The following is a 10,949-nucleotide window of genomic DNA, read 5'->3' on the forward strand; positions in this document are numbered from 1 at the left end:
GTAATGCTCACCCTGTTAAACGTTACACAATTTCAGTAATGCTGACGATTTTGCCAGAGGTACGATTAATCCGCTGAATTTGTGGGGTCATTTTACTAGCTGGAACAATGTACTCAGTAGTACTGATGCGGCGGGGGCTGTCGAATTTGGAACCTCTCACCACGATTTTGAACCGTTTTTCGGTGCCAGAACCAATCACAGTTGCTGAAGAGGCTTTAATGGCATTGGCACTGTTGGTGGCAACTGCATAAACCAATTGGGCAGTTTTGACTGAGCTGTCAATTTGGGCAGGGCCGCGATCAAGAGCAAATATCCGGTTGTAGCCCACTTGCTTGGAGTTGGCTTCGCTGCTTCTACCGCGATCGTAAGGCACTACGTTTTCGCCAAAGGCTGCTTGATATTCACTGCTATCGATGTAGGAATCAATTTCAGCATCGTAGCCCTCGGCTACAGTACGAACAATATGCTCGGAAACTTCTCGTTGATCCTGGGGTGCCCGACCAAGTAAGTGCAGAAAGTTAAGTTCTACAAAACGGTAGGGAGCGCAAGATGAGAAGTAGCGGGTACGATAAAAATCAGACTTGGCAACGGTGCGAACAAATTCCCGCACGGTGATGGAGCGATCGCACAATTGTGATTCTGCTGTCAGCAACCGCTCGCTCTCCATGACATGAGGGTTGCCTAAAACTTGTTTGTAAACTGCACGGATGATAGTTTGAATTTCCTCTAACCCACTAGCGGGCCAAAGTTCAAGAATTGTCTGGGATGCCATTGAAATCTATGCTCCTCAATATTTAAGTTTGCACCTGAATTTATACAGCAGTGATACTTGCTATCACACCGCCCTGCTGGTGAATCCGCTGATACTCTTGAGAGAGCTTTTCGTATGGCACCAGAAAGACTTGGTTGGAACGGCGAAACCTGGAAATATTATTGAAGGTTTTGGCACGATAACCCGTGACTTCAATGCGGTAAACTTTACCACTAGCACTAGCATCGACTCCAAGACGAGTACGCGCACCAGTCCGAGGTGTAGAGAAGGTTGCTCCTGCACTAGCAGGTGAGATTACTGCTGTGGGTGTGCCTTGAATTACTAAGGAATTTAGCTTGGGAGCCTTACCCGACAGGTCACCCTTCAGGCTGCTGCTAGAAGCACCCCGCACCAACAAGAAGGTGTGAGTAAATTGCACCATGCTCTGAAGCGCTTCGGTTTTGTAGCCTCGGATGTAAGGCACAAAGTTTTCCCCAAAGGTAGATTGATACTCATCACTATCGAGATAAGAATCGATCTCAGCTTCAAACCCTTGATTATCAAGAATGGTGCTGTGTGCCCGCATTTCTTCTAAATCAAGCGGTGGACGACCCAGCAAATGGCGGAAGTTGAGTTCGATCGCCCGGTAGCGCGCACAACTGGTGAAAAAGCCAGAACGATAGAGTTCAGATTTAGCCACTGCTCTGACAAACTCGCGGACGCTCAATTCACCCCGCTTAAACTGGGATTCGGGCACAGCAAGCCGCTCACTTTCCATCACATAGGCATTGCCTAATACTTGCCGATAGACTGCCCGAATGATTGTTTCTGCTTCTTCTTGTGAGCGACCTGGCACCCACTCAACGGGAGGGGTTTCATCAAATAGACTTACTCCCAAGCGTGAAGCTGGTCCAAATGGCATTAATTGTTTCTCCTGTTAACGAAAGTTTAAGAAAATTGTTTCAATTTATAAAGAAATTTCAGATTGCTCACCCAGTCCAATCAAATCGCTGGATTAATTTGTTGCAACTCAAATTGCCAGCATCTATAAGCATGGAAGTTTTTATTTCCTAAATGCTCAAGCTTTTTAGGCATTTTATACGCTTTGTTATGATCATTTTCTTATGAGCGCGTAACGATGAACATCAAGATTTGTAAATTATAATAAAATCAGATCAGACAGATCAGAGAATTTTGCACTCAGTTTGCACAAACGATTCTTATCTCATGGTGCATTCGTGAGAGATTAAGATAACATTACTTTTGTCAATTAGTAATTTTGCTTAAATTCAGAAACAGCGAAGGTACGATGTTAACTCTTGTACTGAACTGATGGAGCAAAAATAAATGATGGGTATAAAGATTAAGGGACTTCCAAGAAATAAATTATCCAAATAAACGTAGACGCAAAGCGGTGAGGGGGTCGCAGTCTTGGACGCCACATCCTCCACTTGGGGAGACCCCAAGACCGGAGTGGCTCCGGTTCCCGTCGTTAGCGCAGCGTTAGCGACGCAGGAGCGTCTTGCGATAGCGCAGCATTAGCGAGTCATCGAGCGTCACCCCCGAACCCGTTGGCGCAGCCTCTCGTAGAGAAGGGCTTGCCGCAGACTACCACAGAGACACAGAGGAATAAGGAGGAGAGAGTTTTTTAAGTATTTTTTTATTTAGAAGTCCCTAAGCGTAGGCGTAGCCTGCCAACTCTTGGAGTAAACTCTACATTATCTTTGCAATCAAGAACAGCTACAATCCCACAAACATAATTGGACTCAAGCACTAATCAATTATTTAATAAATAATATACCCAAGAATTCTACCACTACAACTCACACACAATCTTGAGGATGTCAAAATGGCTTTTAGTAGCTACAAAACTCTCGGTGAAGTTCTCAAAGCATTTCAAGTCACCTTCACGGAAGCAATTTTTATCAGCGAAATCCCCTTTAATATTTCCGACTACTTCCGCGAAGATTTAGAACTGATGATGCGCGATGCTGTTGTTGATAACTCAGAATTTGCTATCTGCGAAAATCTGATTTATCCAGTTCTTAAAGAAGTTTGGAAAACCTATCGCCAACATTTTATTTTATGGAGTCATCAATCCTTAAATTATGATGAAAAACTATCAGGATTTCCTGAATATATTTTGGCGAAACGTTCACCCTTAGGTAAAGTCGTCTTTGACAAACCATACTTTATCTTAGTGGAAGCTAAACAAGACAACTTTGAAACAGGTTGGGCGCAATGTTTAGCAGAAATGATTGCTGCTCAAAGATTAAATGGAGAATATAAAATAATTATTTTTGGTATTGTTTCTAATGGAATAACATGGCAACTGGGAAAACTAGAACATGAAATATTTACCAGAAATAGCACTTATTACACAATTCAAGAATTAGATAAATTATTCGCTGCTGTAAATTTTGTATTCCAACAATCTGAATTACAGCTAAATAATTTAGTTGCAGCCTAAACAGATTTTTTGAAATACATCCATGCACAAACGACTTGTAAACCAGAAAAATTCGCCAACTGGGACATTCACAGAAATAGGACTTAACTTTTTTACTGGGGTAGGAGAGTTTTTATCACGAAAAGAAGCAGATAATTATGGTTTTTCTAAACCAGATAATCAAGATTCTCCAGTTCGTGCAGAATCTATGGAATTAGATTTTGGTGTTCAACTTAAATGGGAAGGTGACACAGAATCTGGTGTTAAAGATTTATAAGAAGAATTCAGAACTCAGGAGTCAGAATTCAGTATGAATTCTGTACGAGTGGGTAATGAATATTGGTTAAAACCTCGCCCCTGGTGAGCGAAACTAGTATTAAATATTCAACAATACAAGCATATTTTGTGGGCATTATAATCCCAAGCCAATTTTACGCAAAGCTGTACTAAGTTACAAGCTGCCCAAGCACATCAGACTTGGAAATCACTTTCAGAATTGACCGAGCGAGTCACCAAATTCAGGAGGCAGGAGGTAGGAGGTAAACCCTATAAATAATCTAAAATCTAAAATCCAAAATGGTATAAGACTTAAAAATGAAAGCACCATTACCTGATAATGAAATACAGCGAATCGAATCTCTTTTGGAGTATAAAATCCTCGATACTCCTTCGGAAGCTGCCTTTGACGACCTTACCCGTTTAGCCTCATATATTTGTGGAACTCCCATTGCCTTAATCAGTTTAATTGATAGCGATCGCCAATGGTTCAAGTCAAAAGTTGGTTTGGATGCGCTACAAACACCCCGAAATCTGGCATTCTGCGCCCATGCTATTATGCAACCTGAGGTTTTTGTTGTACATGATGCCACAGATGAGACGGGGAGTGGGGAGTGGGGAGTGGGGAGTGGTGTAGTTCAATTACTTGAAAAGCGCTGTAAGTTTATTGACTTGCTTGTTCATTACTCAAGAATTTTGATAAAAAATAATATAAAACAATCTTTTTTAAGTAATTTATGTTTTTATTTATTATTGAAGAAGAATTCTGACTTCTGTTTGATAATTACCACTAGCGATCGCTACATTTATCATGTTGTACCGAAAGCCAATAAACAAGTTGCAAAAATTCATCCAAAAACAAAGTTATTTACATATAGGGGTTTTGCTGGCAACTCTGTTGAGCATCATATTGTTCAGTTGGGTAGCACTCTCACAGCAACCAGTTACCCTCAATCTGTTAATGACTGCCCCTGATGCCGAACCTTGGAGGCAGGGTTTAATTAGAGACTTCGAGGCTGAGAACCCAGGTATTCGCATTAACCTGGTTGAAGGGCCGAATGCCACAAATTTGCTCGAAGACCTGTATACCTCATCTTTTATCTTAGGTGAATCCCCTTATGACCTGATCAATATGGATGTTATCTGGACATCCAAGTTTGCTGCTGCTGGATGGTTGCTACCCCTAGACGATCGCATTTCTAAACAGGAATTAGGAGCATTTTCATCCCAGGATGTAGAAGGGGGACGTTATCAAAACAAACTTTACCGCATTCCAGTGCGTTCTGATGTGGGAATGCTCTACTACCGGGAAGATTTAATTCAACAAGCAGGATTGAAATCCCCAGAAACCTTTGATGATTTGATCCGAATTTCCCAAGTCTTGCAGAAGAAAAAGGAAGTGAATTGGGGCTATGTTTGGCAGGGTCGCCAATATGAAGGACTTGTGGCGATGTTTGCGGAAGTTCTCGATGGCTTTGGTGGCTTCTGGGTTAATCCCGACACCCTCGAAGTTGGACTAGATCGACCAGAAACATTACAAGCCATTGAGTTTCTGCGTAGTACTATCAGGGAAGGCATTTCTCCTCCTGGAGTCACGACCTACCAAGAAGAAGACACCCGACGTTTGTTTCAAAGTGGTCAAGTAGCATTTTTACGCAGTTGGCCCTATGCGTGGCCTTTAGCTCAGGCAGAAAATTCGCCAATCCGAGGCAAAATTGCGATTAAACCGATGGTTCATGCTCCTGGGCAAACGGGAGCGGGAAGTCTTGGGGGCTGGGGTTTAGGGATTTCTAAAACCTCTAGACATCCCGAAGAGGCTTGGAAAGCAATTCAATATTTTACCAGTCGGGAAGCACAGCGCCGATTTATTTTCAGTGCAGGCTATGTGCCAAGTCGCCGGGATTTATTTACAGACCCAGAGATTGTTGCTAAATACCCCCACTATCCGCAATTATTGGAGGTTGTGGACAATGCAGTTTTACGTCCGCCGATCGCCCAATATGCTCAGACATCAGATATTTTACAGCGTTATCTCAGCGCCGCGTTATCTGGTCGGATAAATTCGGAACGGGCAATGCAAGCTGCGGCGGCTGAAACACGCCGACTGCTAGGGGCAGGGGGAGTTAGAAGTTAAAGCATTGGCTTAAAGACTTGTTCATCCACCTCGGATACTCATTCATCCACCTCAAAGACTCATTAACGGAGTTCAAAGACTCATTAATCCACCTCAAAGACTCATTAACGGAGTTCAAAGACTCATTAACGGAGTTCAAAGGCTCATTAATCCACCTCAAAGACTCATTAACGGAGTTCAAAGACTCATTAATCCACCTCAAAGACTCATTAACGGAGTTCAAAGACTCATTAATCCACCTCAAAGACTCATTAACAGGGTTCAAAATCCCCAATGCCCAATTCTCAATGCCTTATGACCAATGACCAATGACAAATGACAAATGACAAATGACAAATGACAAATGACAAATGACAAATTTACATACACTCAGAAGTCGAGAACAACAGACAGCATGGATATTACTAACACCCGCATTGCTGCTGCTGTTGTTTGTATTTGCCTACCCGATTTTACGAGCATTTTGGTTAAGCGTATTTACTAGAAATCTGGGAACAGAACTACAACCTGTATTCTCTGGTTTGGAAAATTATGTGCGGATGGCGGGAGATGGTCGTTTCTGGCAGAGTTTGTGGGCGACAACGGTGTTTACAACAGCATCAGTAATCTCAGAACTATTGCTAGGACTGGGGGTTGCCCTAGTTCTCAACCAGGCGTTTTTTGGACGGGGCATAGTGCGTACAACCGCGATTATACCTTGGGCTTTGCCTACCTCTCTGATTGGTCTGGCGTGGGCTTGGATTTTTAACGACCAGTTTGGGGTTGTAAACGATATTCTGCGGCGGTTGGGGCTGATTGAGACTGGGATTAATTGGTTAGGAGATCCAACGCTGGCGATGATAGCAGTGGTTTTTGCTGATGTTTGGAAAACTACGCCGTTTATCAGTATCCTGTTGCTAGCTGGGTTGCAGTCGATATCACAAGACCTCTATGAAGCTTACTCGGTCGATGGGGCAAATGCTTGGCAAAGCTTCCGCAATATTACCCTGCCACTGCTGCTGCCGCAAATCTTAATTGCACTGCTATTTCGGTTTGCTCAAGCTTTCGGGATTTTCGACTTGATTGCTGTGATGACTGGGGGTGGCCCTGGTGGCGCTACGGAAGTGGTGTCATTGTATATTTATTCTACGGTGATGCGCTACTTAGATTTTGGTTATGGAGCAGCCCTTGTAGTAGTGACATTTTTAATATTGATTGCTGCGGTAGCGATCGCTAGTTTCTTGCTTAACAAATACCGTGCCAAAACATCAGGAGCCATTTAACCCATGAGTGTAACTCCACAAGCAGTTCCAACGACTCCAAAACCAATAGGGGGAACCAAGTTTTCTCTGAAAAAAATCTTGCTGCCCATAATAGTTGTATTAGTGGTGATATTCAGCCTAGCGCCAGCCTTATGGCAATTGCTGACCTCGTTTAAAGTGAATGAGGATATTGCCGCCGTTCCTACTGTTTATTTCCCCACACGATTCACCTTCAATCATTACACTGAGTTATTTACTCGTCGCCCATTTTGGCGCTACATCTTCAACAGCGCCTTTGTATCCGTTACTTCTACAGTTGTATCTTTAGCGATCGGCGCACCTGCGGCTTATGCCCTCGCACGGTTACGCCCTTGGGGTGAACGATTTATCCTCGCCAGCGTTTTAATTGTTACCTTATTTCCTGGAATTCTGTTGTTCTTAGGACTGTTAGAAATTATCCAGGCGCTTAGATTGGGCAACAATTATCTGGCGTTGGTTATACCATATACTGCCATCAATTTGCCGCTAACAATTTTGGTACTCAGAAGCTTTTTTCAACAATTGCCAAAAGATTTGGAAGATTCCGCTAGGGTCGATGGCTACAACACTTTTCAACTACTATGGCAAATCGTGCTACCCATGACCCTTCCCGCCTTAGTGACTACTGGAATCCTCACCTTTATTTTTGCTTGGAACGAGTTTATTTTCGCTCTCACATTTATGACCCGTGAAGAGTTGAAGACAATTCCCGTTGCTGCTGCTCAGTTGGGTGGTGCGACAATATATGAAATTCCCTACGGGCCAATCGCTGCTGCAACTGTTGTGGGGACGTTACCTTTGATTTTATTAGTTTTGTTTTTCCAGCGCCGGATTGTCCAAGGTCTTACTGCTGGTGCTGTCAAAGGATAAATAGAAAAATGGCTAAACTCGAACTCAAAAACTTAAATAAAACCTATAATCCTAAAGTTGTCCCTGTTAAAGACGTTAGCTTAACTGTAGATAACGATGAGTTTCTCACTTTACTTGGCCCTTCTGGCTGTGGCAAATCTACCGTCCTAAGAATGATTGCGGGCCTTGAAGAACCTACTCGCGGTCAGATCAAGATTGGGGAGGTGGATGTCACCTACAAACGAGCAGCCGATCGCAACATTGCAATGGTATTTCAAAGCTATGCACTCTATCCCCACATGACGGTGTACGAAAACCTCGCTTCTGGACTCAAGCTGAAAAAAGTACCACCTACAGAAATTAAACAGCGAGTGGCAGAAGTGGCAGAAGTTTTAGGATTAGCAGAGTTAATGAACCGTAAGCCTGGCCAAATGTCTGGAGGTCAACGGCAGAGGGTTGCTGTCGGTCGTGCTTTGGTGCGTAATGCCGATGTGTACCTGCTGGATGAACCCTTAAGTAACCTGGATGCATTACTGCGCGAAAGAGTTCGAGCCGATATCAAGCAAATTTTTGCAGCACAAAAAGTGCCAGTTGTCTACGTCACCCACGACCAAACCGAAGCGATGACACTCTCCACAAAAGTTGCATTGCTCAACGATGGCTATGTCCAGCAACTTGACCCACCTGAGTGCATTTATAACCATCCAGCTAATCTATTTGTGGCTGGATTTGTTGGTAGTCCGCAAATGAATTTGCTGACTTTACCTTGTAGGGGACAATACGCGATCGTGGGTAACTTCCAAGTGCTTCTCCCAGATATACCAACAGTACCACCGCAGATTGTTTTGGGCATCCGCCCAGAAGATGTCCGCATTGCTCAACCAGGTGATACCCAGACTATCCAAGGGAGAGTGTTTTTAGTAGAAAACTTGGGTATGCACTATTTGGTCAGTGTCAAGATTGAGGGTTCACAAACCGGAGCGATTACGGTACGTGCTTTGTTGCCAACAGACCAAAATTGGAGTAGCGAAGATATTACACTAGCATTGCCCTCTGAAGATATTCATTGGTTTGATGTTCAATCTGGCCATGCTCTTGTTAAAAGACAAATGTTGTATTGAAGTCTGTCATTAACTAAATGACTAAATTTACATGGTTGCGATCGCCCCCTAATCCTCTTAAAATTTAACTTCTTGATTTCATTTTGAAATTTTATATTATAAACCAATACGCTTGGGTTGAACGAACGCGAATTTATGTTGAGCGAAGTCGAAACACAACGTCCTGTAGGGAAGTGAAACCCAACAAAGGCCCGAAAATGTTGGGTTTCGTTCCTCAAACGCCACTTGCTTCAAGTCGGGAAACCCGCCCAACGCAGTGGCTCAAACGCCACTTGCTTCAAGTCGGGAAACCCGCCCAACGCAGTGGCTCAAACGCCACTTGCTTCAAGTCGGGAAACCCGCCCAACGCAGTGGCTCAAACGCCACTTGCTTCAAGTCGGGAAACCCGCCCAACGCAGTGGCTCCCCAACCTACACAAATTTATTTTTCTGGCTTAACCCAAGCATATTGCATTATAAGCGATTACTACTTCCAATTTTTATTCTCTACGAGATGCTGAACGCGATCGCTTTAATTCAAGCTCAAATTCACTTCAAAATCTCCCTTAATTAACGAAAAAAGTTTATTAAAAAAACACATATTCAGTATATTACCTGATGTATACCACAATTGTTTCTAGTTAACATTTAGCAAATAGTACGGTAATAAAAAGGAGTCAGAATACAGAATTCAGAATTCAGAATACTCTACCCATAAAGGGATAGAGTTTTAATTATTGTTGAATATTTAATACTAGTTTCGCTTAACCTCGGGCAAGGTTTTAACCAATATTCATTACCCACTCGTACAGAATTCATACCTGTTTTCTGACTCCTGAGTTCTGAATTCTTCTTATAAATACTTAAGCTAGAAGATAAAGTTGCAAAGTTAAATGACTATTGATTAGCCGTAAATTTAACTTTGATCACTCTATTAACTTTTGGTTGCATACTGATAAATTGTCTCATATCATGTCCGCCAAATTACCCCTAATAAAAGAACCCCACCCTCAACCCCTCCCCGCAGGCGGGGAGGGGAGCTAAAGCGCAGCTTTGGCGGGGTGGGGTTCCGGGTATTATGCTTAATTGGCCGGACGTGATATCACACTAACTCGGAAACTAAAGTATTTTCAAAAAACTAAGTTTGATCTGCCACGCCGATAGCTTACCCCTATGGGAATCTTGCTTCGCATAGCGTCTCGTAGAGAAGCGGTAGCGAGTCGCTCGATGTGCTACTAACGCTGTGCTATCGAGCGTCATAGCCCGTCGTAGACATCGCGTTTCATCAATCCGGTAAAAAATAGGGCGCTGCTAATTGAGTCAACAACAGACTATGAACACCTTTGAGATTAACATCCAGCGTAAATCAGGAAATAACTGGCCAATTGTAGTCGAACATAGCCGACCTGGTGAACTTCTATCATCGCGCTCAGAAGGAATTCTCCAACTGTCACTGGAAGATTTTCAGCGACTGACTAGCTTACTAGGTCAGCCGAAAGACTATGGTATATTTCTAGGAAAAGCACTGTTTCGTGAAGAAATCAGAGATGCTTTTGTTAGTGCGTTGCGGAACTCTCAAGAAACATTGCGGGTGTTGCTATTTATCGAAGCCGAAGATAAAGAACTGAGAACCTTACGTTGGGAAAGGCTCTGCGGTAACATTGATGACGGATGGCATTTATTAAGCCTAGAGCAACGAACACCATTTTCACTATATATACCAACAATTACAGACCGACGTTTTCCCCCAATTGGCAGAAGAGACTTACGCGCCTTGATACTGGTAGCCAGTCCTTCAGAAATTGAGCGGTTTAGCTTAGACTCTTTCAACGTCGAAGCCGCAGTAGAAAGTGTACGCCAATCTTTAGGGGTAATACCATCTGATGTCCTAGCAACAGTAGAAGGTGCTATTGGCTTACCGACTTTAGACGAACTGTGTCACCATCTAACCGACACAACAAAACAATACACGATGCTGCACTTTGTCAGTCATGGTAAAGTCATAGATCGGGGCGAAACAGTCCTCTACTGGGCGAAAGCAGATAATAAAGTAGACCCAGTGACAGGAACACGTTTAATAGAAAGACTGCGGACATTAAGAGGAGCCAAAG

At 43.2% G+C, this 10,949-nt stretch carries 10 protein-coding genes and 2 pseudogenes; 9 read left to right on the top strand and 3 right to left on the bottom strand.

Annotation, left to right across the window (positions count from 1 at the left end; all coding sequences use genetic code 11):
- Positions 1 to 22: 22 nt before the first annotated feature.
- The gene (locus tag LC574_RS08865) at positions 23 to 772 is read right to left on the bottom strand and encodes a phycobilisome rod-core linker polypeptide (RefSeq protein ID WP_229452986.1); all 750 of its coding nucleotides are present in this window, start codon (positions 770 to 772) and stop codon (positions 23 to 25) included.
- Between the two features lie 40 nt (positions 773 to 812).
- On the bottom strand, positions 813 to 1,673 hold the full coding sequence (locus LC574_RS08870; protein ID WP_229452987.1) for a phycobilisome linker polypeptide: 861 nt from the start codon (positions 1,671 to 1,673) through the stop codon (positions 813 to 815).
- Positions 1,674 to 2,600: 927 nt separating this feature from the next.
- Between LC574_RS08870 and LC574_RS08875 the strand changes: the two genes are divergently transcribed.
- The 4 genes and pseudogenes from LC574_RS08875 to LC574_RS08890 all read left to right on the top strand — a co-directional run bounded on the left by LC574_RS08875 (position 2,601) and on the right by LC574_RS08890 (position 5,610).
- Positions 2,601 to 3,221, top strand: a complete 621-nt coding sequence (locus LC574_RS08875) for a hypothetical protein (protein WP_229452989.1) — start codon at positions 2,601 to 2,603, stop codon at positions 3,219 to 3,221.
- A 22-nt stretch (positions 3,222 to 3,243) separates the two neighbouring features.
- A complete protein-coding gene (locus LC574_RS08880; RefSeq protein WP_229452990.1) occupies positions 3,244 to 3,477 on the top strand; it encodes a hypothetical protein in 234 nt (77 codons plus the stop codon).
- A 317-nt stretch (positions 3,478 to 3,794) separates the two neighbouring features.
- Positions 3,795 to 4,070 (top strand): annotated as a pseudogene (locus tag LC574_RS08885) (hypothetical protein); the annotation flags it as partial.
- Between the two features lie 217 nt (positions 4,071 to 4,287).
- Positions 4,288 to 5,610, top strand: a complete 1,323-nt coding sequence (locus tag LC574_RS08890; protein WP_229452992.1) for an ABC transporter substrate-binding protein — start codon at positions 4,288 to 4,290, stop codon at positions 5,608 to 5,610.
- Here the strand turns inward: LC574_RS08890 and LC574_RS08895 are convergent.
- Complete coding sequence (locus tag LC574_RS08895; RefSeq protein WP_229452993.1) at positions 5,600 to 5,884, bottom strand: hypothetical protein; 285 nt, start codon at positions 5,882 to 5,884, stop codon at positions 5,600 to 5,602. The two genes, LC574_RS08890 and LC574_RS08895, sit on opposite strands and share 11 nt — an antisense overlap.
- A 76-nt stretch (positions 5,885 to 5,960) precedes the next feature.
- Between LC574_RS08895 and LC574_RS08900 the strand changes: the two genes are divergently transcribed.
- The 5 genes and pseudogenes from LC574_RS08900 to LC574_RS08920 form a co-directional block, all read left to right on the top strand.
- Entirely contained in the window at positions 5,961 to 6,872 is a 912-nt protein-coding gene (locus tag LC574_RS08900) for a carbohydrate ABC transporter permease (RefSeq protein WP_229452995.1), read from the top strand.
- A gap of 3 nt (positions 6,873 to 6,875) precedes the next feature.
- Positions 6,876 to 7,760 carry a carbohydrate ABC transporter permease gene (locus tag LC574_RS08905; protein WP_229452997.1) on the top strand — a complete coding sequence of 295 codons (885 nt, stop codon included), beginning with the start codon at positions 6,876 to 6,878 and terminating at the stop codon, positions 7,758 to 7,760.
- 8 nt (positions 7,761 to 7,768) lie between these two features.
- Positions 7,769 to 8,860, top strand: coding sequence for an ABC transporter ATP-binding protein (locus LC574_RS08910; RefSeq protein ID WP_229453005.1), 1,092 nt, complete (start codon positions 7,769 to 7,771; stop codon positions 8,858 to 8,860).
- 173 nt (positions 8,861 to 9,033) lie between these two features.
- Positions 9,034 to 9,297: a hypothetical protein gene (locus LC574_RS08915; RefSeq protein ID WP_229453007.1), complete on the top strand. Its 264-nt coding sequence runs from the start codon at positions 9,034 to 9,036 to the stop codon at positions 9,295 to 9,297.
- An 874-nt stretch (positions 9,298 to 10,171) separates the two neighbouring features.
- Positions 10,172 to 10,949 (top strand): annotated as a pseudogene (locus LC574_RS08920) (CHAT domain-containing protein); the annotation flags it as partial.

This window comes from Nostoc sp. CHAB 5715, assembly GCF_020829685.1.
In the GTDB taxonomy this organism is placed as follows: domain Bacteria; phylum Cyanobacteriota; class Cyanobacteriia; order Cyanobacteriales; family Nostocaceae; genus Nostoc.